This is a genomic window from Enterococcus olivae, assembly GCF_053760925.1.
In genome coordinates this window covers 45650-67352 of record NZ_JBSMVT010000016.1, presented here as the reverse complement: position 1 = coordinate 67352, position 21703 = coordinate 45650, and the positions used below count along the sequence as shown (strand labels likewise).

The following is a 21703-nucleotide window of genomic DNA, read 5'->3' as shown; positions in this document are numbered from 1 at the left end:
TCAAATCTACATTAACAGAAAGGTGTTCTTTTTTCACGCACCAAATGGGTGAAAAAAGAAACTCTTTACAAATGTTGAAGAAATACGGTTTTAGAGCGCAAACTCATAAAACTATGAATTATCTAGGCATCCTGTATTTTTTCTAATTGTTTTCAGTTATTTTGAAACTTTTACATCTTTTTGAGCTTCGATGTAATTAAAGACTTCTTGACCAGCAATACTTCCATCGCCGACAGCGGTCGTGATTTGACGCAAGTTTTTCTCACGCACATCGCCTACTGCAAAAACCCCTGGAATCGCTGTGCGCATCTCATCGTCTGTTTTGATCCAGCCTTCTTCATTTGTCAGTCCGCTTGAACGGAAAGGCTCGGTCAATGGATCCAATCCTACATAAATAAAGACACCATTTGCTGATTCTTCATGAATTTCACCAGTCTTGACATTTTTGATTCTTACACCTGTCACAGCCATATCATTGCCAACAATCTCTTCTGCTACAGAATCCCATAAAAAGGAGATTTTTTCATTGGCGAAGGCACGATCCTGAATGACTTTTTGTGCACGCAATTCGTCACGACGGTGTACGATTACTACCTCTGAAGCAAATTGAGTCAAATAAGCTGCTTCCTCTACCGCAGAATCTCCGCCGCCGATGACAAGCAATTTACGGTTACGGAAAAAGGCACCATCACAAACGGCACAGTAAGACACGCCACGTCCGGCAAATTCTTCTTCACCTTTGACACCTAATTTACGGTGTTCACAGCCTGTCGCAAGAATCACTGTTTTCGTCTGATAAACCTGATCTCCTGTAACAACTTCTTGGTATTCACCACAGTCTCTGACCTCTTGGACGATGCCGTAAAGATTTTCAGCACCAAATTTAGTGGCTCCCTCTAGCATTTTGTCTGCTAGATCTGGCCCCAAAATCATTTCAAATCCTGGATAATTATCTACCTCAGCTGTATTGTTCATTTGGCCTCCTGGGGCACCACGTTCAATCATCGCTACAGATAAATTTGAACGAGACGCATACAATGCTGCAGTCATCCCTGCAGGACCAGCACCAATAACGATTACATCATACATTTCTATTCCCTCCGACTTTTGATTACTCCTACTTTACTTTCTTCTGATTCTTCTGTCTAACGTTATGCTTGTGAGAAGAAAAATAGTGATTGACTTTTTTCGAGTATCTTGTACAATTTCCAAGACATTACAAATATTAACTATAAGAGAGGCGCAAGGTTTTGACAAGAAAAAAATTATTGAATGCTTCAGATAATGAACTGTTTTTCCTTAGCTGGCCAATTTTCGTAGAATTATTTTTACGTGTGGTCATCGGAAATATCAATGTATGGATGATTTCTCATTATTCTGAACCTGCTGTAGCTGCTGTCGGGGCAGCGAATCAATTACTGAATCTATCTGTCTTTGTTTACGGTTTTATCACAGTCGGTACACAAATCATTATTGCTCAGCTGCTTGGTGCTGGAAAACGAAAGGAAATCAATCGAGTCATCCACACGGCTTTATTTGGTTCGCTAGCGATTGGTTTATTGGTCAGTTTGACATTTATTGCTTTTTCAAGCTCTCTTTTACAATTCATGAATTTAGACGCTGAATTAATCACTATCGGAAAAAATTACTTGCAGATATTCGGTGGCAGTTTGTTTCTTTCTGCGGTCACTGCTGTGGTTATCGCAATTTTACGGACACATAGCTTCACTACACCGGCGCTCTTGGTTCCTATGACTGCAAGTATCTTAGCTGTGATCGGCAATTACATCGCCCTGTACAGTCCCTTTGGTCTTCCTAACTTTGGTGTGACTGGCCTGGCTTTTGCCAGTGTTTTTGGCAATTCAATCGGCTTGCTCATCGCCTTGTCCCTTTTGAAAAAACATATTGGTTTTTCGATCTTTTCTATAAAAATCAAAGCCTTCTCTTTCTCTATTTTAAAATCGATTTTGACTTATGGCATGCCTTCTTCGGGTGAGTCGCTTTCTTATCAAGGCGCTCAAGTGGTTGTAACGATGATTGTCGCTTCATTAGGTTCCAGTGTCTTGATCGCCAAATCCTATATCACGGCTATTTCACAATTTGTTTATCTTGTAGCAGCCGCTTTGAGTCAAGGCAATCAGATCATGGTTGGTCGAAATGTCGGGGCAGGACAATTTGATCGTGCGTCAAAACGAGGGATGCGAACAGTGGTCATCGGTGTCTCTGTCACACTGTTTATCTGTCTTCTGACCTATCTTTTCATCGAACCGATCATGGGCATTTTTACGACCAATCAGGAAGTGATCGCTATCTCCAAAAATGTCTTTTTAGTAGAGATCGCACTCGAATCTGTTCGAGCGATCAATATGATCCTCGTCGGCGCATTGAATGCCACAGGAGATGTGAAATTCCCGTTGATCTGTAGTCTCCTTGTTTTGTGGGCAATCAGTCTGCCTTTTTCTTACACGTTGGCAATCATTGCTAAACTGGGACTTTTGGGTGTCTGGCTCGCCTATGCAATCGATGAAGCGCTCCGTAGTGTTCTGATGATCAGGCGCTGGCGTTCAGGTGTTTGGCAGACAAAAACTGTCCTGCAAAAAGAATCAGCCGAAGACATCGAACACCTGGCTGTTTAATTTTCCAAGAGCCTTCTAAAGAGATCGATCTTTAGAAGACTTTTTTGTAAGAGTTGTCTTTTCAGTAAGGTTAGCTTATGCTGTTCTTACTACTTACTATAGGAGGAAATTCGATGTCGATCTATAATTTAGAAGTCACTAAAGTAGACGGAACGGTCTATTCTTTGGATAAGTACCAAGGAAAGGTTCTATTGATCGTCAATACAGCTAGCAATTGTGGTCTAGCTCCTCAATTTGAAGGCTTAGAATCGCTTTATCAAGCCTATCAAGGACAAGGTCTGGTTCTTCTGGGTTTTCCATCCGATCAATTCAAACAGGAGCTGACAACCGCTGGGGCAGCAGAAGAAGCCTGTCGTTTGAATTATGGAGTGACCTTCCCTATGCATGAACTGATCTCCGTAAATGGTCCGACGGCCGCGCCACTGTTTCGATATTTGACGAAAGAAGCTCCTGGAGCTCTTGGAAAAAGGATCAAATGGAATTTCACCAAATTTTTAGTCGATAGACAAGGCCAGGTCGTCAAACGTTTTGCGCCAAGTACACCACCTGAAAAAATAAATCCTGAAATTGAAAAATTGCTGTAAGAAAAAACGTCAACGAAAAAAATCGTTGACGTTTTTCTATCGTATACAAATCCCTTTCAGATCAGACTTCTGTTTTTTGTAATTGATACATATCGGAATACAAACCATTTTGCTCGATCAAACTGTCATGGTTTCCTCGCTCAACGATGCTACCTTTGTCTAAAACCAAGATCAGATCCGCATCACGGATCGTTGACAGCCGGTGAGCAATGGCAATGGTCGTTCTTCCCTGACGCATATTCGCCAATCCTTCCTGAATATATCCTTCCGTTTCCGTATCGATATTAGCGGTTGCTTCATCCAATACCAGTATTTTGGGATTCGTAACCATCGTACGGGCAAAAGAGATCAATTGGCGCTGACCACTTGAATAGCTGGCACCACGTTCGATCACCTTCGCATGATAAGCTCCCGGTAATTGTTCAATAAATTTATCCGCTTGAACAAATTTTGCTGCCGCGATCACTTCTTCCTCTGTAATCTCTTTATTCAACAAACGAATATTGTCGGCAATATTACCATAAAACATAAAGGCATCTTGTAAGACCAAGCCCATTTTTTGACGCAGCTCTTCTATTGAAAACTCTCGAATGTCTTTATCATCGATCAAGATCTGCCCTTCACCGAACTCATAAAAGCGCATCAAGACATTGATGATCGAGCTTTTCCCACTACCGGTGTGACCGACTAAAGCAACCGTCTCCCCTGGATTAGCAATAAAGGAAATGTTTTTCAAGACCTTGTGTTCTCCATCATATGAAAAGCTGACATTTCTAAATTCAATCTTTCCATTTAAGATTGTTCGATTGGCTGAAGGATTTTGTTGTGGCGTATACTCTTCATCGTCCATGATCTTTAAGATCCGGCTGCCAGCTACCGTTCCATCGGTAAAGATACTCAATGAATCCATCATCTGAGTCATTGGATTGAAAAATCCCTGAACATAAGTAGTAAAGGCATAAATCAGACCTACCTCGATCGGCGATTGCAACGCATCAAAACCAAAGACCGACAAAGAAATCGCTACAGCTACTGCATAAAGCAAATTGATGATCGGTGCCAATAAGAGTGAATTGGTACGAATCATGGCATAGCGCGTTTGTAAATACTCATCATTCGTTTCTTCAAATTCACGATTCAAACGTTTTTCTTGTCTAAACTGCTGGATGATCTGCATTCCCGAGATCGATTCATTCAGCTTCGTATTCAACTGACTCAGTCTCTCACGCATTTGACGATAAATTCGTGAACTGAATTTTTGATAGTACCAAATGACGGTTCCCAAAATTGGCAAAAAGATCAAATTGAGCAAAGCGATCTTCGCATTGATCTGAAACATCGCCACAAAAGAAGACAGAACGGCAAACAAACCAGTTAAAACAGATAAAAAGACATACCAAAACTCAAAAAGAGTCTCTGTATCATTCGTCACTCTGGAAACAATTGATCCAGCAGGTGTCTGATCAAAATAGCGCATGCCTAATGTATGTAGTTTTTCAAACAATTTCACTCGAATGTACTGATACGTTTTCAAGGCACCCATCGAGTAAAGGAACCATTGTAGAAACCAGATTATTGCCTTCATGATAGTTCCAAAAAGATACAAAATCGCGAAAAAAAGAATAATCTGCATCGTTGCAGTTTGTTTCATCAAATAGTTATCGATCAGCGTTTGCAGAATTCTTGGTAACAGAATATTGACTACTGACAGAATAAAAGAGAAGAAAATAGCGATGAAAAAAGTTTTTTTAAAAGGCTTCGCATACTGGAGTAGCCGTTTGATGATTGTTGCTTGTTCTTTCAATGGGATCGACTTTGTCCATTCAGATTGATGTTGTTCCATTAAGCATCGCTCCCTTCGATTTTTGCTTCAAGTTGCTGCTTATCCCACATGCGTTTGTACCAGCCATTCAAGGCCAGCAATTCTTCATGTGTCCCACGTTCAGTGATCCGTCCTTCATCGATTACCAAAATTTCTTTGGCATGCATCACACTGCTCAAACGGTGTGCAGAAATGATTGTCGTTTTCTCTTGTCGACAAGATTTCAAATTGTGCAAGATCGCTTCTTCTGTCTTAGCATCGACTGCAGACAAAGCATCATCCAAAATCAAAAGCTCCGGTTCAACGATCAACGCACGTGCGATCGAAATCCTTTGCTTCTGTCCACCAGACAAGGAAACACCTCGTTCACCAACCATGGTGTCGTACCCTTCCGGAAAACCTTCGATATCTTGATGGATCTCTGCTAGTTCAGCGGCTTCTTCAATCTTTTCTTGTGGGAATGTTGGATCAGCAAAACGAATATTGTCTCGGATCGTCATGGAAAAAAGAAAATGATCTTGTGGCACATAGCCGATAGATTGCAGCAACGCATCCAAAGAGTAGTCCTTGATCGAATGATGATCAAATTGGATCATTCCCTGATAATCATCGTATTCTCGCATCAATAATTTTAACAGCGTCGTTTTACCCGCTCCTGTTTTCCCAACGATCCCTAGCACATCGCCTTCTTGGATCGAAAAATCAATATTTTCCAAAGCTTTTCCTTCACCGTCTGGATAACTAAATTCTTCGATTGCTACAGATAATTCGCCTTTCGCAGGTGTAGTGATCGCATTAGAACGTTCAATAATATGCGTTTTTTCACGCAACAATTCATTGACGCGGTCATAGCTGGCATTTCCTCTCTCCAATACATTGAACAAACGGCCGATCGCAAACATCGGCCAAACTAGCATGCCAATATAACTGATAAAAGAAACCAGTTGCCCAATCGTAATCACGTTACTCATAATAAAATTCCCACCAACGATGATCGTCAGTACATAGGACAAGCCAATAATAATCGTAATAAACGGGTCAAACAGTGCATCTAAAAAGTTGACGCGGCGGTTTTTAAGGATCGACTGGTCGATTTTTTCAGAGAAATCTGCCAAATCTTCCTTTTCTTGACCAAATGTCTTGATAACTTTCATGCCCGTAATACTTTCCTGAGCTTTGTCATTAATCGTTGAAAAAGCTGCCTGAGAATCCCGAAAAGCATCATGAAGTTTGGACCCTAAAATACGAGAAGTCAATGCCAGCAAAGGCAGTGGGATCAAAGCAACCAGCGTTAACCGCCAGTCAATGAAGATAATCATCGCTAAGACCGTCATTCCACCTGTAATAAACGAGTCCGCAAAGGTTAAGATACCTGCTCCGGCAACATTTTGGATGGCATTCAGGTCGTTGGTCGCATGTGCCATCAGATCGCCGGTTCGATATTTCTGGTAAAAAATATGATCCATTTTCGTAAAATGATCAAAAAGTTGCCTTCTCAAGCTCTTTTCTAATCGTGCAGCACCGCCCCAGATATGCGTGCGCCAAATAAAACGAAACAAATACTGTGCTACTGCCGCACCTAGCAGGCTACTGACCCAAAAAAGAATGGTTTGAAAATCAATGTTTTCTTCGGCAATCTCATCAATAATGATACCAATCACTTTGGGAGGAACCAACTGGACAATCGCAACAGCAATCAATGCCGTTACACCGATAATATAATTTTTCTTCTCTTGTTTAAAAAACCAGCCTAATTTTTTGAAAATAGACATAGGAACCTCCTGTAAATATAAATTTTTATGACCAATAAAAAAAGGCTGAAAATCAGCCCATAGACCAAATATTAATTTTGGTTTTTCATTTGTTGCAGCATTTGACGAATCTTTTTCTCAGATGGTTTTTGTCCCATTGACATCATCATTGTACGCAACATTTCCTCATTGATTGGAGGATTTTTTTGTAGATAATCTTGCATATATTTACGGGCTAAGAAAAAGCCGCCGATTCCGCCTAAAAGAAAAGCAATCACTGCAATCAAAATAACGATTCCTGTACTCATGGTTCATTTCTCCTTTCCCTCGTATACTCTCAATGAATCATTTTACTAGAAAAACAAAAAAAAGAAAAGAAAGTTTTCTGATTTCTCATAAAAATTCTTTTCAATTTGTTAAATTTTCTAGCTGCCTTTTAAAGGTAGTCCTTTACTACACCCATGAAGTCTAATTTTACCTACTGCGAGGACTACCTTGGTATCTCGGTAACCAATAAAATTAGGATCTAAGTCTCATCCGTATTGTCTTATGACCATCCGACAATGCCAGTCTCTCTGTTGGCTAAAAGACTATCGATTGTCTTCTGATAGCTGCTGATATGGATATTGATTTTTTACCGTCGTTTCATTTAAGTTATCCCTATCAAAAAAACGAGTAGAATTTTGATCTACTCGTTTTTTTGGTTATTGTGCAATGATTTTTTCCAGCAGTTCCGGATCAAATTTCTCTGCTCTCAGCATAGCAATCTCAAAAGCATACGGAGGTTTTTTATTTTTCTTGTCTTCGCCCACCATCACATAAGGAGTTTCTAAGATTTTTGGTAGTTCTGTTAATTTTTCATGATGAACAACCTTATTTAGCGCATCAAAGCCAATCGTGCCGAAACCGATATTTGCATGTCGATCTTTGTGAGAGCCTTGAGCATTTTTGGAATCATTGACGTGAACGACTTTCAAGCGATCCAAGCCGATGATTTTATCGAACTCTTCCAACACGCCGTCAAAATCTTCTTTAACATTGTAGCCGGCGTCATTGATATGACAAGTATCCAAGGTCACAGATAATTTCTCATTCAATGTTACTCCCTCAATGATTGTTGCAAGCTCTTCAAAACTACGACCTAATTCAGTCCCTTTACCGGCCATTGTTTCCAAAGCGATCTGAGGAATTTGTTTTTTGTCCAACACCTCATCCAAACCTTTGATGATCTGTGCCAAGCCTGCATCAACCCCTGCTCCAACATGAGCACCTGGATGCATCGTGATCTGTGTCGCCCCTAATGCTTGCGCACGGCGAATCTCCTCACGCAAAAATTCGATGGCAAAACCAAAATTTTCTGGTTTGATCGTGTTTCCCAAATTAATGATATAGGGCGCATGTACTACCATGTTAGATAAACCGTGCTCCGCCATGTACGCTTGACCGGCTTCGATGTTCATTTCTTCTAAAGGTTTTCTGCGTGTGTTTTGTGGTGCTCCTGTATAAATCATAAAAGTGGAGGCTTTATAACCAGCAGCCTCTTCTGCTGAACCCAGCAGCATTTTCTTTCCACTCATGGAAACGTGTGATCCTATCAACATTCGTTGTCCTCCTTCAAATTATCCTCTTTAGTATTACGAAATTCCTGAGATTATGCAAGAATACCGCCTAAAAAGTTACCCCCAAAAGCAATAGTAGTATCGTCATCAGTGGCAAGCTCAATAAAAAGCTGATAGAAGAAGCAAATCCTACCGTTTCTTCCTCTACACCTGCCAGTACAGAGTTAATGACTCCAAATAAAGGGACCGGCGTTACAGCCAATAGACAAAGCACTGTTTTTTGTACATCTGGGATCGGTAGAAAATAGAAAAATACGATCAAAACCAATCCTACTCCATAACGTAGAAACAACAGTTTGACAACGTCTTTTGCCGCATGTTTCGGCAATTTCAGATCCAGATACAAACCAATCATGAACATGGACAGAAAAACATTGGCAGAGGCGACCGGCTGCAGCATGGTCAAAAAAGAGGTTGGCAGATCGATCGAAAAGATCCGTAGTAGCAACATCACTAAATAACAGGTAAAAGGAATCGATTTTAAAAGTCTTCGCAAAATTTGTCTCGGTTCAAACGCTACTGTATGGTTCACGAAACCGTCTACCATCAATCCTGTTCCTCCGGCAAGCATGATACTATTACCGAGATCAAACATTGAAATCAACGGTACACCTAAAGGAAGGAATCCTTGCACAAAAGGTAAAGTAAAATTTCCGATATTGAATCCTGAAGCACAGTACATGAAAAACTGGGTCTGGATCTTTTCCTGCTTTTTAGATACCAGCCAAGCAATCATGATTTGAAAAATCGACCAAAACAAGCCAATCAAAATAAAAACAACCAGTTCTCCTTGAATGGCTATGTGTGCCAAATTCACAATCACTACCGCCGGCAATGTGACGTTCACGATCACGATCGACAGTCTGGTACCGTCAAGCTTCGTCAATAATCCGACTTGTTTCAACAAAAAGCCTAGTAAGATGATCAAAAATAAACCAACTGCTTGAATAATAATAGCTCCCATACATTCTCCCCCTTACAAAAAAGAGACTGTTCAAAAACAATCTCTTTTTTACTAAATTAAAATGTTAATAGAAAATATTTTTTCTTGCCGCGACGAATGACTGTAAATTGATCATCGATCTTGTCTGCCACACTGATCTCATAAGTCAGGTCTTGGACACGTTCACCATTGATATAAATAGCTCCATTTTGAACATCTTCACGCGCTTGTCGCTTAGATGGTTCAATACCGGCCGCGATCAGTAATTCAACCAGATTCAATTGGTCCTCTGGCGCTACTTTGTACGCGGGAACCCCTTTAAATCCTTGTTTAATTTCTTCACCAGTCAAGCCTTTGATTTCTCCACTAAATAAAGCTTGTGAAATACGAACAGCCTGTTCATAGGCTTCTTCGCCATGGACTAGAGACGTAATCTCTTTTGCTAGCGCTTTTTGTGCCACTCGGGTTTCAGGCGCTTGATTGAAGGCTTCTTCAATTTCAGCAATTTCCTCTAGTGACAAGAAAGTAAAATATTTCAAGAATTTGATGACATCACGGTCATCTGTATTGATCCAAAATTGGTAAAATTCATAAGGCGTTGTTTTCTCTGGATCCAACCAAACAGCATTGCCTTCTGTTTTTCCAAATTTAGTTCCGTCAGCTTTTGTGATCAATGGCATTGTTAGACCAAAGCCCTGTACTTCTTTTTCACGACGTAACAATTCGATCCCAGAAGTGATATTGCCCCACTGATCGCTTCCACCTAATTGCAGTAGGCAACCATGTGTTTCATATAATTTTAGAAAGTCATAGGCCTGCAACAACTGGTAAGCAAACTCTGTGTAAGAGATGCCCGATTCGATGCGGCGTTTAACGCTTTCTTTGCTCATCATGTAATTGATGGTAAAATTTTTCCCTACATCACGCAAGAAATCGATCAGCGAGATTGATCCCAACCAATCGTAGTTGTTGGCAATGATCGCTGGATTTTTTTCGTCTTCAAAATCGATAAAACGAGACAACTGATCTTTAATGCTTTGTGACCAGTTTTGAACAGTGTCCAGTGTATTCAGTTGGCGCTCCTGATCTTTAAATGATGGGTCACCAATCATCCCTGTTCCTCCACCGACTAAAGCGATCGGTACATGACCATTTTGTTGAAAGCGACGCAACACCAATACTGGTAGTAAATGTCCGATGTGCAAACTGTCTGCGGTCGGATCAAAACCTACATATAATTTCACAGACTCTTCATTTAATTGTTTTTCCAAAGCAGATTCATCTGTCGTCTGATGGACTAAGCCACGTTCTTTTAGTTCTTGAAAAAAGTCTGAACTCATGTGATTGTTCCTCCTTGTATAGATACTCAATGTTTATATTAACTGAAAATGGATTTAAAGAAAAGGTTTATGTAAAAATAAATCATTCTTTCATTTATTTTAACGTGGTCGCTTACAATTGACTTTGAATAGCAAAGCTTTGCTGCGAGAAAATCTTGCTTCAGGTCAGCCGTAATACCGTGTCAGGTCTCGGGGACAAGTGGGTCTCCCGGTCAACAAGTAGACCCTGTTTTACTGGGTAGACATTCTATAAAAAATCGACTGTAAATGGCAATTCGTTTAGATTTTATTGCTTTAAAAGTTGCAATCTATCCAACCAGTGATTTTTTTGGTATAATCAAACGGTATTCAAACAAAAATCGAGGTGACAAACTTGTCCCAAAAAAAGAAAAAAACAATGCCCAACAAGGAATTGCTTTCTTCTGGTTGGTTTTACTTTAACATTACGATTCGTGTGCTCCAATCGATTGTTTTATTCAGTATCTCCTTATTCCTGTTAGCTGGATCCTTAGGTTTTGGAATCGGTTTGGGCTACTTTGCTCATTTAGTGGAAGATATGTCTACACCTTCCAAGCAGGAATTGCAGCAAGAACTTGGAGATATTACCGAAACATCGAAGCTAGTTTACGCAGATGACCAATCGATCGCAACCATTCGTTCTGATTTAATGCGGACGAGTGTTCCTTCTGACCAAATCTCTGACTTATTGAAAAAAGCAGTGGTGGCTACAGAAGATGAATACTTCTATGAACACAATGGTGTCGTCCCTAAGGCCGTTCTTCGTGCCTTGATCTCGGAAGTTACTGGGATTGGTAGCAGTGGCGGCTCTACATTAACTCAGCAATTAGTGAAGCAACAGATCTTGACCAACGAAACAACGTTCAAAAGAAAAGCCACAGAGATTTTGCTAGCTATGGAAGTGGAAAAGAATTTTACCAAAGATGAGATCGTTGTGCTCTATCTCAATGTCTCACCTTTTGGTCGAAACAATACGGGTCAAAATATCGCTGGTGTACAAGAGGCAGCTCAAGGAATCTTCGGTATCGCTGCCAGCGAATTGAACTTGCCACAAGCAGCCTTCATCGCTGGATTACCTCAAAGCCCAATTGTTTACAATCCTTATACCAATACTGGTGACTTGAAGGAAGAAGACGATTTGGAACCAGGATTAAAGCGAAAAGATTTTGTACTCTTCAGCATGTATCGCAACCATGATATCTCAAAGGAAGACTACGAAGAAGCACTCGCTTATGATCTGACAGCGGACTTTAAGCAACCTGAGAGCATCGATCAAGAAGATCTGGGCTATCTGTATTATGCAGTGATGGAAGAAGCTGCGCACATCATGGCTAAAAAATTGGCAGAGAATAATAGCGTCTCTGAAGAAGAGTTTGCTAGTGAAGAAGTGTATGAGGACTACATCCAACGTGCACAGACTCGGTTAGCCAATGGAGGCTATACTGTACAGTCTACGATCGATAAGAATATCTATCAGGCGATGCAAGATGCCGTTGCCAATCATGGTTATTTGCTTGATAATGGCAGCAGAGTAGAAGTCGGTAATGTCCTGATGGAAAATACAACTGGCAAAATCTTAGGATTCGTCGGCGGTCGTGATTATGCCTCTAATCAATACAATCACGCCTTTAGCTCTAAACGGCAAGCAGGCTCCGCGATTAAACCGGTTCTGGTCTATGCTTCTGCTATTGATCAAGGCCTGATGGGCAGTGAGTCACGAGTATCAGATTATCCAACCAGCTGGCAAAATGGTTCAGATTCCGGAAGTCCGATCATGAATGCTGGGAATTCAGGTACAAAAACCTTCTTGACTGCTCGAGAATCATTGAATCGTTCGTCCAATATCTCAGCTTATCATATCTATCAACACACATTGGATCAGATGGGCTCTGATAGTGCAGTTTATGACACGTATTTGGAAAAAATGAACTATCCGGATCTTTCGAGCTGGCAATACGAATCCGCTCCATTGGGTGTCTCAGAAATAACGACCTTGGTTCAAACGAATGGTTTCCAGACTTTGGCCAACAATGGTATTTACCAAGAAGGCTATCTGATCGAATCGATCACCAACTCAAAAGGCGATGTCTTCTATCAGCATGAAGCCAATTCTGTACAAGTATTCTCTAGAGAGACCGCTTCGATCATGACAGACATGCTTCGAAGTGTGATCAATGCAGGTGCCACCACGTCCTTCAAATCAAATGTCGGTAATTTAAACAGAACACTAGCGAATGCCGATTGGATCGGAAAAACTGGTACAACTGATGATTATGTCGACTCATGGCTGGTCGTTTCGACACCAACTGTGACCTTGAGTAGCTGGTCAGGTCGTGAAGACAGTCAACCAACTGGCAGTGGCTCCGGAGGACGAACAGCAAGATATCTTTCACAACTAGCCAACGCAATCTATCAAGCAGATTCAGAAGTCTTAGGTGTCGACAAACGTTTTACCTTAGATTCTGGAGTTAAGAAAGAGAAAGTCTCCTCCTTCACAGGAACAAAACCTGGCGGAAAAATGACCGTTAACAATACGACCTTTGATGCACCAAAAGACACGGTTGAATCCTATTGGGCCAAAAATGGTCCAGCAAATGTCAGCTTTAAATTTGGTATTGGAGGTACCGACGCCAATTATAGTGAATACTGGAAAAAAGTTATTCCGAAAAAGAAAGCTCCGAAAAAAGAGGAGAAAAAAGAAGACGAGGATAACGAAGAAGAAAACGACAATGATGAGACAGATGAAAACGAAGACCAAGATGCCCCTGAAGAAGACGAATAATGTTAAAACCCTCTCCGAAATTGAATTTCGGAGAGGGTTTTCTGTTTATTTAGTGGAACCTTTTTTCATAATCCCATATGGTAAAACGATTGTTTTTTGCTCGACTTCTTCTTTGTTCATCATTTTGGTCAATAGACGCATTGCAACTGCACCCATATCATAGAGTGGCTGACTAACACTAGTCAAACGAGGTCGTGCAACGTCTGTCAGTAAAGAATTGTTGCTTGTGATGATCTCAAACTCTTCTGGCACTTTTACTCCACGATCGTACAAACCATCTAAAATACCAATTGCTAGTTCATCGTCTGTCACATACGCAGCCGTTGCTCCGCTGTTCATCAATCGGTCAACTAAGGCTAAACCGTCTTTGAAGGAATAAGGTGCTTCAAAAATCAGACCTTCATTGTATTCCAGTTCATTTTCTTTCAAGGCTTGTTTGTAGCCGTTCAAGCGATTTTGACCATTAATAGGGTCGATCAATGCCCCACTAACAAACGCAATCTTGTTACTGCCATTTTCAGCTAATACAGAAACCGCATCCTTAGCAGCCGCAGTATAATCAATATTTACACTACCCACTTGTTCATCTGGATCGATCGAACCAGCAAGAACAACAGGTGTTTTTGAACGTGAAAATTCTCCGCGAACTTCATCAGTGATGCGATGTCCCATAAAAATCACACCGTCTACTTGTTTTGCTAACAAGTTGTTCAAAACATTGACTTCCTTCACGCTATCCCCATCAGAATTGGCTAAGATAATATTGTATTTGTACATCGTTGCGACATCATCGATCCCTCTAGCCAAAGAAGCAAAGAACATATTGCTGACATCTGGAATGATGACACCTACAGTTGTTGTCTTCTTACTTGCTAGTCCACGAGCAACAGCGTTTGGACGGTAATCTAGACGATCAATTACTTCCAACACTTTTTTACGAGTTGCTGGTTTAACATTGGGATTTCCATTTACTACACGAGAGACAGTGGCCATCGATACATTTGCTTCACGAGCAACATCATAAATCGTAATCGTTTGTTTCTCCATATTGGTTTTTCTCCTATCCGTTTTCATTTTCTGAAAACCTTGTTTACATTTCTTAAATAGAATAGCAAATTTCTTTTCCATTTGCAACCGTTTTAGTTTCGTTTTCATGAAAATATTTTCAATTTCATCATTATCAAGAGAATCGTGGTACAATAAGATATATTCTCTTTTAGAAAGAAGGCTATCTATGAATCAAGAAAAAATACAAGAATTGACTGCCTGGATGTTGAAAGAAGGCATCGATGTCGCTTACATCACAAATCCAAATTCGATCGCGTATTTCTCTGGTTTTCAAAGTGATCCCCATGAACGCGTGCTTGCACTGATTTTCTCTACAACTCGGGATCCCTTCCTTTTCACACCTGCTTTAGAAGCTGACACTGCTAAACAAAGTAGCTGGACCTATGATGTGAAGGGTTATTTAGATACAGAAGACCCTTGGAAGGTCCTGTCTGACGAGATTCTTTCTCGTTATGGAAAGCCGGCTGTTTTTGCCATTGAAAAAGCTTTCTTCACTCTGGATCGCTATGAACGTTTCGCTGCATATTTTCCTGCAACCGATTTTTCAAAGGATGCGACTCCAATGATCCAACAAATGCAGCTAAGAAAAACAGAGCAAGAAATCCAAACCTTGATCGAAGCTGGAAATTGGGCAGATGTAGCATTTGAGACCGGCTTTGCAGCAGTCAAAGAAGGTGCTACAGAAGAAGAAATCGTTGCCGAGATCGAATATCAACTAAAAAGAAAAGGCGTCTCTCACATGTCTTTTGACACGACGGTTTTAGCAGGAGCGCATGCAGCCAGTCCTCATGGTGCACCTGACAACACCCCTGTAAAATCCAATGAATTGGTTTTATTTGACTTAGGTGTTGTTTGGAAAGGATACTGTAGCGATGCCACTCGGACGATTGCCTATCAAAAGCCTACAAAATTCCAAGAAGAAATCTATGGGATCGTTCTCGAAGCGCAACTAGCAGCCCAACAAGCTGTAAAACCTGGTATCACTGCTAGTGAACTGGATACCATCGCCCGCGAGGTCATCGAATCCTACGGTTATGGTGAAGCCTTCAATCATCGTTTAGGACATGGAATTGGAACTTCCGTCCATGAATTTCCATCCATTGTTGCTGGAAATGACTTGGTTTTAGAAGAAGGCATGTGTTTTTCGATCGAGCCAGGAATCTATTTACCTGGAAAAGTCGGTGTACGAATCGAAGATTGTGTTTATGTCACCAAAGAAGGCTGTCAATCCTTCACCTTCACACCAAAAGAATTGCTCGTGATCAAATAAAAAGAAAGCTGAACGCAAATGTTCAGCTTTCTTTTTTGATCAAAAATAGTTGGACTTTTTGAACTCTTTTTCTGGTGGTATTTGTAAACTCGTATTGTGCAGCAAAAGAATATCTTTCTTCTGTGCTTAAAAGCTCCCCTGTGCAGGAACCAAATTTCCCATGGCTAATGCTGAAGAAAAACCAAAGTTCTGCTCCTTTTTCGAAGAGTTTATCTAGTTGCTTGTTTTTGCCCAGAATCTCCAAGGTATAATCCTCGTCACTGCTCAAACGAAGAAATTCTCGATCTCGTTGAAAGAGTGCCGTTGTATAATCTTCTACAAACTGATTTTTGGGAGAATTTTTACAAGTCTTGCTGCTGTGGATGATCATCGTCTGTCCTTTCTCGAAAAAGAAAGAAGAGAAGTATTGAGCTTCTCTTCTTTTACGTATTATACTTCTGGATTGTTTTCTTCAAATTTTTCTTTCAGCTCTTCCACTGTTTCATCAAATTCTTCTGTTGGAATCTCTACTTCTTCCGCTTCGTCTTTTGCTTCTTCTACGACATCCGCAGCTTCTGCAGCTCCTTCTTTGGCTGTCTCTTTCGCATCAGCGACCGTATCCTGCACGTCAATCACGATGTCTTCGACAGTTTCCTCTACAGCTTCAGCAGTTTCTTCACTGTTTTTTCGGAAACGATCTGCAAAATCAGCGCCATCTTCTTTAACTGTATCCACAGCATCTTCGACATCTTCATAAACATCGCCAGCTTTATTTTTTAAGGATTGTGCCAAATTCTCAGCTTGCTTGCCAAATTCTTCAGCCTTTTCTTTGGCTAAATCTGTTAGATCTTCGCCTTTTTCTTTGGCAATATCTGTATAGTCAGAAGCAGCGTCCATCAGATCATCTACTTGTTTTCCTAATTTGTCACGAAGTTCTTTGCCTGATTCTGGTGCTAACAATAATGCTGTAACAGCTGCTGCTGCGCCACCAATCACTGCTCCTAATAAAAATCCGCCACCTTTTTTACTCATATAAACCCCTCCAATTAGTCTTCTGTTTGTTTGCGTTGGTTAAAAAATTTCATTGCTGTTTGACCTACTTTACCAGCAATCGTTGCCTGTGCGGTTGTACGACCTAAAGTTCCTAGGCGAGAAACAAGGTTTTTACCAGAATAATTCAATTCTGATACACTTTCACTCAAATCAGCAACTGCTGTGAACAATGGATCGATCGTTGCAACTTTCTGATTCACATCTTGTAACAACTCATTGCTTTTGACTAAAAGACCTTCCACTTCGCGTGTTAAAACATCAACATCTTTTGTCACGACACGGATCGTATTGTTTGCTTCCGTGATCGTTGTTTGTACAGAAGCAACTGTTTTGTCCACTTTCATCAATACTTTTACAAGAAAAATAACCAGTACTGCAAAAGCAACAGCTGCAATTAATGCGGCGATTCCACCAGCTGTCATAAATTGATCTCCCTTCATTCTTAGATTTTATTACAATGACACGTACTTTTTTCTAATGTTGTTTTAATTATACCATTCTTATAAATGAAATCCAATTAAGAACATTTATAAAAAAACACTTTCGTTTTTTTGAGAATAATATAACGTTCTATAAGTCAAAGAATCACTTTACACTTTGCTACTGTCAACGTAATAAATATAACAAGGGGCACCCTCTGCCCATGCGGCAATATGACTGCTAATGACAGGACCAAAGTCTCTCTCTGTAGCGGAAATGATGATATGGATAGTAGGATGATAGATGTCAGAGAGCCAGACGACACCCTTCTCAATAAATTCTTTGGCATCCATGGTCGTCACTTCTCTGATTTGGGCTACCTCGCTACAAGGAAAAAAACCAGTTAGTTCTGTCAGCTTCTTTTTTGCGATCTTTACTTGCAACATATTTTTTAACATAGCATCACTCTCCTCGTCAGAATATTTTCTTCGATACATTGTCTACGTTCTTTTTGCGAAGAATTCTGCACAAAAAAACCGGTAGAATCAGGATCTACCGGTTTTCAAACTTATTGTTCTTCTTTTGTTTCAGGAACTTCATCAACAGTTTTTTTATCCAGTAATTCCTGTCCTAGCTCGATCAAATAATCTTCGAGTGCCTCTTTTACTTCCCGATGCTCAAGTCCATATTCGATGCTCGTCTTCAAAAAGCCGAATTTATCACCGACATCGTAGCGTTTGCCTTTGAACTCGCGGGCGAACACACGTTGTGTCCTGTTCAAAGCATCAATGGCGTCTGTCAGCTGAATCTCATCCCCAGCTCCCGGTGCCTGATTTTCCAAAAGCTCAAAAATCTCGGGTGTTAGTAAATAACGACCTATAATCGCCAAATCACTTGGTGCCTGATCCGGTGATGGTTTTTCGACAAAATTTTTGACATTATACAGGCCTTCTTCTACTTGACCCTCTGGATGGATGATTCCATACTTTGATGTCTCTTCGTGAGGAACCTCCATTACAGCGATTGTAGACGCATGTGTTTTTTCATAATCTTGAATCAGTTGTTTGCTCAAGGGAATCGTATCTTTCATCAAATCATCCCCTAGCATGACGATAAAGGGTTCATCACCAACAAAGGCTTTCGCCTGTAAAACAGCATGCCCTAATCCTTTCGGGTGGCTTTGGCGAATAAAATGCAGATTGACATCTGTTGTTTCTTCCACAACTTTTAGTAGCTCGTTTTTCCCTTTAGCAATCAAATTGGTTTCCAATTCCAAATTAGCATCAAAATGGTCTTCGATCGGACGTTTGGCTTTTCCCGTAACGATCAAAATATCCTCGATTCCTGAATTTAATGCTTCTTCTACAATAAACTGGATAGTTGGCTTGTCAACAATTGGCAGCATTTCTTTCGCCATTGCTTTTGTCGCTGGCAAAAAGCGGGTTCCTAGACCTGCTGCTGGAATCACTGCTTTTTTTACTTTTGTCATGCAGTTCTCCTCCACTCGAATATTTTTTATGAAAATTCGTTTTCTACTTTTCCATCACGCAGCATGATTTCTTTGGCTGCCTGTTGAATCTCTTTATTCTCATACAAGACACTGTAAATCGTTGCTGTGATCGGCATATCGACCTGCAAACTCTCTGCCAATTCCATGGCTGCTTTTGTCGTTGCTACACCTTCGACGATCATGCCCATATTGTCCAAAACATCGTCCAAGCTTTGCCCTTTTCCAAGCATATTACCTGCACGCCAATTTCGAGAATGGACACTGGTACAAGTAACGATCAGGTCTCCGACACCACTCAAACCAATAAAGGTCAGTGGGTTGGCTCCCATCGCTACGCCCAAGCGACTGATTTCTGCTAGGCCGCGGGTCATGATCGCTGCCTTAGCATCATCTCCAAACCCTAATCCAGCAATCGCTCCTGCACCGATCGCAATAATATTTTTCAACGCAGCCCCTGTCTCAACACCAATCACGTCATTATTGGTATAGATACGGAAATAATCATTCATAAACAATTCTTGTACATATTTTGCCGCTTCTTCAACTTCACTTGCTGCTGTGATCGTTGTAATATCATGAACCGCTACTTCTTCAGCATGGCTTGGTCCAGACAATACGATGATCTCTTGACGTTTTTCTTCGGGAATCTCTTCAGCAAGAACTTCTGAGATCCGCTTGTGTGTGCCCTGTTCCAAACCTTTAGAAGCATGGATGATGTAGGGGTTGCCTTCGACAGCTTCTGCCACTTGCTTGGCTACGATACGAATCGCTTTTGTCGGTACTACGAATAAAATGGCGTCTACACCAGTGATCGCCTCTTTCAAGTCTTTGACTCCTTTGATGCCTACAGGAATCTTGATATTCGGTAGATAGTGACGATTCGTGTGATAGGTATTGATCTCATCGATCTGTGCCGGATTGTTCCCCCATAGATTGACCTCATGACCATTCTCAGATAATACCTGCGCCAAAGCAGTCCCCCAAGAACCTGGTCCTAATACGGCTATTTTTTGTTTCACAATGGAAACCTCCTCTAATTTTCTTCACAAAAATTCTCTATTTATACTCAAATTTTACCATACTTCCATTAAAAAGTCTGACTAGATCAGGGATTGATTGTCACCATAGGAACGACGATAATCTTTTAAATCTTTTTGTTTTTTTCTACGCCAAACTAAGAGGATAATTCCTCCGACAAACAGAATTAAGGACAACAGCTGCGACACTCGAATCGAAGCAAACAAATACAAGCTATCTGTCCGCATACCTTCAATGAACATCCGGCCAAAACTGTACCAGATGATATATCCAAGGAAGACTTCTCCTTGTTTTAATAAGCCGGTTTTTTTACGAAGTACGATCAATAGAATAAAGCCAATCACACTCCAAATTGATTCGTATAAGAAGGTTGGCTGACGATAGGCTCCCTCTATATACATGTTATCGATGATAAACGACGGCAGATACAAATTTTCTAAAAAACTTCTAGTAGTCACTTCGCCAAAGGCCTCATGGTTCATAAAGTTTCCCCAACGTCCGATCCCCTGTGCCAAAAGAACACTTGGTGCGGCAACATCTAAAAATGTCCACGTCGAGATAAAATTTCTTTGGCAATAGAAATACAACCAGATCCCACCTGCAATCAAACCACCATAGATAGCTAGTCCACCTGAGCGAATGTTGAATATTTGCATCGGATCATCTAAATACGGTTGTAGATTGAACAAAACGTAGTAAAGTCTGGCTCCGATGAAGGATAAAGGCAGAGCACCCAACATGAAATCAGACACATCATCTTTTCTCATACCTACTCGAACAGCTTCTCTTGTACTCAACCACATCGCAATGATCACTCCAGATATGATGATGATTGCGTACCAATATATTTCGAGACCAAAGACCTCTAATGCAACACGATTTACTGCACCTATCATTTTAATTTAATGCCTCACTTCCTAATTACCTGAGTTTTCTTCAATCAACTGACTTAATCGATCTTCAAATGCTTGTGTAGCATCGTAGCCCATGGTCTTCGCACGAAAATTCATGGCAGCTACTTCAATGATAATCGCGACGTTTCGACCAGTTTTTACTGGAATCTTGATTTGAGGAATTTCCACCTCACCCAATTCAACGACATCATCTGAAGAACCTAGACGGTCATATTTTTTATCTTTGGCCCACGCTTCCAGGTAAACAGCGACTTGGATCTGCATAGAACCGCGCACAGCACTGGCACCAAATAAGTTCATGACATCAATGATCCCGATCCCACGAATCTCAATCAGATGCTCCAAAATTTTTGGTGGCTCACCGATCAATGTCAGCTCATCTTTTTTGTAGATATCTACACGATCATCTGCAATCAGACGATGTCCTCGCTTGATCAATTCTAGAGCTGTTTCACTCTTTCCGATACCACTGTCTCCTTGGATCAATACCCCTAGACCATAGACATCGACTAAAACACCGTGAACATTGGTTCTCAAAGCCAGTCGTCCATCCAAATAGCTGGAGATCTGTCCCAATAGACGTGAAGTTGATACTCGAGATCGAAGAATCGGTATCTTCTTCTCTTCACAGGCCTGCATCATTTCGTCAGAGACTTCCAATTCGCGGGACAAAACGAAGGCTGGTGTATCCTCTGCACACAAACGGCGTAAAACAATCAAACGTTCTTCTGGCATCATTCTACGAGAAAAAGAGATCTCCTTGCTACCAAACAGTTGTAGCCTCGCATGTGAGTAGTAATTAAAATATCCTGTCAATTCTAGTCCTGGCCGAGAAACATCTGCCGTCGTGATCTCTCTATTCAACGCTTCCTCATCACCACTAACAATTTCTAAATTTAAAGCCGAAGCTAATTCTTGTACTTTTACGGTTTCCATCTTTCTTTCCCTCTTTTCTA

Annotated in this window: 20 protein-coding genes; 4 read left to right on the top strand and 16 right to left on the bottom strand. The window is 40.9% G+C overall.

What is annotated here, in order from left to right:
* Nucleotides 1-156 precede the first annotated feature (156 nt).
* Nucleotides 157-1089, bottom strand: coding sequence for a thioredoxin-disulfide reductase (trxB, locus tag ACWODM_RS10845; protein ID WP_455321396.1), 933 nt, complete (start codon nucleotides 1087-1089; stop codon nucleotides 157-159).
* 161 nt (nucleotides 1090-1250) lie between these two features.
* On the opposite strand from trxB, the gene ACWODM_RS10840 reads away from it, so the two are divergent.
* Nucleotides 1251-2636 carry an MATE family efflux transporter gene (locus ACWODM_RS10840; RefSeq protein ID WP_455321395.1) on the top strand — a complete coding sequence of 462 codons (1386 nt, stop codon included), beginning with the start codon at nucleotides 1251-1253 and terminating at the stop codon, nucleotides 2634-2636.
* Between the two features lie 113 nt (nucleotides 2637-2749).
* Nucleotides 2750-3220: a glutathione peroxidase gene (locus ACWODM_RS10835; protein WP_455321394.1), complete on the top strand. Its 471-nt coding sequence runs from the start codon at nucleotides 2750-2752 to the stop codon at nucleotides 3218-3220.
* 61 nt (nucleotides 3221-3281) lie between these two features.
* On the opposite strand, the gene ACWODM_RS10830 is transcribed toward ACWODM_RS10835, so the two are convergent.
* The 6 genes from ACWODM_RS10830 to tyrS form a co-directional block, all read right to left on the bottom strand.
* Nucleotides 3282-5063 carry an ABC transporter ATP-binding protein gene (locus ACWODM_RS10830; protein ID WP_455321393.1) on the bottom strand — a complete coding sequence of 594 codons (1782 nt, stop codon included), beginning with the start codon at nucleotides 5061-5063 and terminating at the stop codon, nucleotides 3282-3284.
* Nucleotides 5063-6814: an ABC transporter ATP-binding protein gene (locus ACWODM_RS10825; RefSeq protein WP_455321392.1), complete on the bottom strand. Its 1752-nt coding sequence runs from the start codon at nucleotides 6812-6814 to the stop codon at nucleotides 5063-5065. The genes ACWODM_RS10830 and ACWODM_RS10825 overlap by 1 nt, the downstream gene beginning before the upstream one ends.
* Nucleotides 6815-6885: 71 nt before the next feature.
* Entirely contained in the window at nucleotides 6886-7101 is a 216-nt protein-coding gene (locus tag ACWODM_RS10820; RefSeq protein ID WP_455321391.1) for a YneF family protein, read from the bottom strand.
* 396 nt (nucleotides 7102-7497) lie between these two features.
* Nucleotides 7498-8394 carry a deoxyribonuclease IV gene (locus tag ACWODM_RS10815; RefSeq protein WP_455321390.1) on the bottom strand — a complete coding sequence of 299 codons (897 nt, stop codon included), beginning with the start codon at nucleotides 8392-8394 and terminating at the stop codon, nucleotides 7498-7500.
* A gap of 67 nt (nucleotides 8395-8461) precedes the next feature.
* Nucleotides 8462-9376 (bottom strand): AEC family transporter, encoded by a 915-nt coding sequence (locus ACWODM_RS10810; RefSeq protein ID WP_455321389.1) that lies wholly within the window; start codon nucleotides 9374-9376, stop codon nucleotides 8462-8464.
* Nucleotides 9377-9432: 56 nt separating this feature from the next.
* On the bottom strand, nucleotides 9433-10695 hold the full coding sequence (gene tyrS, locus ACWODM_RS10805) for a tyrosine--tRNA ligase (RefSeq protein ID WP_455321388.1): 1263 nt from the start codon (nucleotides 10693-10695) through the stop codon (nucleotides 9433-9435).
* Nucleotides 10696-11092: 397 nt separating this feature from the next.
* Here tyrS and ACWODM_RS10800 point away from each other — a divergent pair, with 397 nt between their 5' ends.
* Entirely contained in the window at nucleotides 11093-13495 is a 2403-nt protein-coding gene (locus ACWODM_RS10800) for a transglycosylase domain-containing protein (protein WP_455321387.1), read from the top strand.
* Between the two features lie 45 nt (nucleotides 13496-13540).
* Here the strand turns inward: ACWODM_RS10800 and ccpA are convergent, their stop codons facing one another.
* On the bottom strand, nucleotides 13541-14542 hold the full coding sequence (ccpA, locus tag ACWODM_RS10795) for a catabolite control protein A (protein WP_455321386.1): 1002 nt from the start codon (nucleotides 14540-14542) through the stop codon (nucleotides 13541-13543).
* Nucleotides 14543-14729: 187 nt separating this feature from the next.
* On the opposite strand from ccpA, the gene ACWODM_RS10790 reads away from it, so the two are divergent.
* Complete coding sequence (locus tag ACWODM_RS10790) at nucleotides 14730-15833, top strand: aminopeptidase P family protein (RefSeq protein WP_455321385.1); 1104 nt, start codon at nucleotides 14730-14732, stop codon at nucleotides 15831-15833.
* 22 nt (nucleotides 15834-15855) lie between these two features.
* Here the strand turns inward: ACWODM_RS10790 and ACWODM_RS10785 are convergent, their stop codons facing one another.
* The 8 genes from ACWODM_RS10785 to hprK form a co-directional block, all read right to left on the bottom strand.
* Nucleotides 15856-16203, bottom strand: coding sequence for a hypothetical protein (locus ACWODM_RS10785; RefSeq protein WP_455321384.1), 348 nt, complete (start codon nucleotides 16201-16203; stop codon nucleotides 15856-15858).
* A 59-nt stretch (nucleotides 16204-16262) separates the two neighbouring features.
* Complete coding sequence (locus tag ACWODM_RS10780; protein ID WP_455321383.1) at nucleotides 16263-16844, bottom strand: YtxH domain-containing protein; 582 nt, start codon at nucleotides 16842-16844, stop codon at nucleotides 16263-16265.
* Between the two features lie 14 nt (nucleotides 16845-16858).
* Entirely contained in the window at nucleotides 16859-17287 is a 429-nt protein-coding gene (locus ACWODM_RS10775; RefSeq protein WP_455321382.1) for a DUF948 domain-containing protein, read from the bottom strand.
* A 168-nt stretch (nucleotides 17288-17455) separates the two neighbouring features.
* The gene (locus ACWODM_RS10770; RefSeq protein WP_455321381.1) at nucleotides 17456-17743 is read right to left on the bottom strand and encodes a hypothetical protein; all 288 of its coding nucleotides are present in this window, start codon (nucleotides 17741-17743) and stop codon (nucleotides 17456-17458) included.
* A gap of 110 nt (nucleotides 17744-17853) precedes the next feature.
* Nucleotides 17854-18774 carry a UTP--glucose-1-phosphate uridylyltransferase GalU gene (gene galU / locus ACWODM_RS10765; protein WP_455321380.1) on the bottom strand — a complete coding sequence of 307 codons (921 nt, stop codon included), beginning with the start codon at nucleotides 18772-18774 and terminating at the stop codon, nucleotides 17854-17856.
* Nucleotides 18775-18800: 26 nt separating this feature from the next.
* On the bottom strand, nucleotides 18801-19814 hold the full coding sequence (locus ACWODM_RS10760; RefSeq protein WP_455321379.1) for an NAD(P)H-dependent glycerol-3-phosphate dehydrogenase: 1014 nt from the start codon (nucleotides 19812-19814) through the stop codon (nucleotides 18801-18803).
* Nucleotides 19815-19895: 81 nt separating this feature from the next.
* Nucleotides 19896-20729 (bottom strand): prolipoprotein diacylglyceryl transferase, encoded by an 834-nt coding sequence (gene lgt, locus ACWODM_RS10755; RefSeq protein ID WP_455321378.1) that lies wholly within the window; start codon nucleotides 20727-20729, stop codon nucleotides 19896-19898.
* Between the two features lie 21 nt (nucleotides 20730-20750).
* A complete protein-coding gene (hprK, locus tag ACWODM_RS10750; protein ID WP_455321377.1) occupies nucleotides 20751-21683 on the bottom strand; it encodes an HPr(Ser) kinase/phosphatase in 933 nt (310 codons plus the stop codon).
* Nucleotides 21684-21703 lie beyond the last annotated feature (20 nt).

What these genes read in the sequence shown, in the direction of transcription:
- ACWODM_RS10830 (WP_455321393.1), bottom strand. Translation starts at nt 5,063, where the DNA reads ATGGAACAACATCAATCTGAATGGACAAAGTCGATCCCATTGAAAGAA.
- tyrS (WP_455321388.1), bottom strand. Translation starts at nt 10,695, where the DNA reads ATGAGTTCAGACTTTTTTCAAGAACTAAAAGAACGTGGCTTAGTCCAT.
- ACWODM_RS10780 (WP_455321383.1), bottom strand. Translation starts at nt 16,844, where the DNA reads ATGAGTAAAAAAGGTGGCGGATTTTTATTAGGAGCAGTGATTGGTGGC.
- ACWODM_RS10810 (WP_455321389.1), bottom strand. Translation starts at nt 9,376, where the DNA reads ATGGGAGCTATTATTATTCAAGCAGTTGGTTTATTTTTGATCATCTTA.
- galU (WP_455321380.1), bottom strand. Translation starts at nt 18,774, where the DNA reads ATGACAAAAGTAAAAAAAGCAGTGATTCCAGCAGCAGGTCTAGGAACC.
- ccpA (WP_455321386.1), bottom strand. Translation starts at nt 14,542, where the DNA reads ATGGAGAAACAAACGATTACGATTTATGATGTTGCTCGTGAAGCAAAT.
- hprK (WP_455321377.1), bottom strand. Translation starts at nt 21,683, where the DNA reads ATGGAAACCGTAAAAGTACAAGAATTAGCTTCGGCTTTAAATTTAGAA.
- lgt (WP_455321378.1), bottom strand. Translation starts at nt 20,729, where the DNA reads ATGATAGGTGCAGTAAATCGTGTTGCATTAGAGGTCTTTGGTCTCGAA.
- ACWODM_RS10770 (WP_455321381.1), bottom strand. Translation starts at nt 17,743, where the DNA reads ATGTTAAAAAATATGTTGCAAGTAAAGATCGCAAAAAAGAAGCTGACA.
- ACWODM_RS10835 (WP_455321394.1), top strand. Translation starts at nt 2,750, where the DNA reads ATGTCGATCTATAATTTAGAAGTCACTAAAGTAGACGGAACGGTCTAT.
- ACWODM_RS10785 (WP_455321384.1), bottom strand. Translation starts at nt 16,203, where the DNA reads ATGATCATCCACAGCAGCAAGACTTGTAAAAATTCTCCCAAAAATCAG.
- ACWODM_RS10800 (WP_455321387.1), top strand. Translation starts at nt 11,093, where the DNA reads ATGCCCAACAAGGAATTGCTTTCTTCTGGTTGGTTTTACTTTAACATT.
- ACWODM_RS10820 (WP_455321391.1), bottom strand. Translation starts at nt 7,101, where the DNA reads ATGAGTACAGGAATCGTTATTTTGATTGCAGTGATTGCTTTTCTTTTA.
- ACWODM_RS10825 (WP_455321392.1), bottom strand. Translation starts at nt 6,814, where the DNA reads ATGTCTATTTTCAAAAAATTAGGCTGGTTTTTTAAACAAGAGAAGAAA.
- trxB (WP_455321396.1), bottom strand. Translation starts at nt 1,089, where the DNA reads ATGTATGATGTAATCGTTATTGGTGCTGGTCCTGCAGGGATGACTGCA.
- ACWODM_RS10790 (WP_455321385.1), top strand. Translation starts at nt 14,730, where the DNA reads ATGAATCAAGAAAAAATACAAGAATTGACTGCCTGGATGTTGAAAGAA.
- ACWODM_RS10815 (WP_455321390.1), bottom strand. Translation starts at nt 8,394, where the DNA reads ATGTTGATAGGATCACACGTTTCCATGAGTGGAAAGAAAATGCTGCTG.
- ACWODM_RS10775 (WP_455321382.1), bottom strand. Translation starts at nt 17,287, where the DNA reads ATGACAGCTGGTGGAATCGCCGCATTAATTGCAGCTGTTGCTTTTGCA.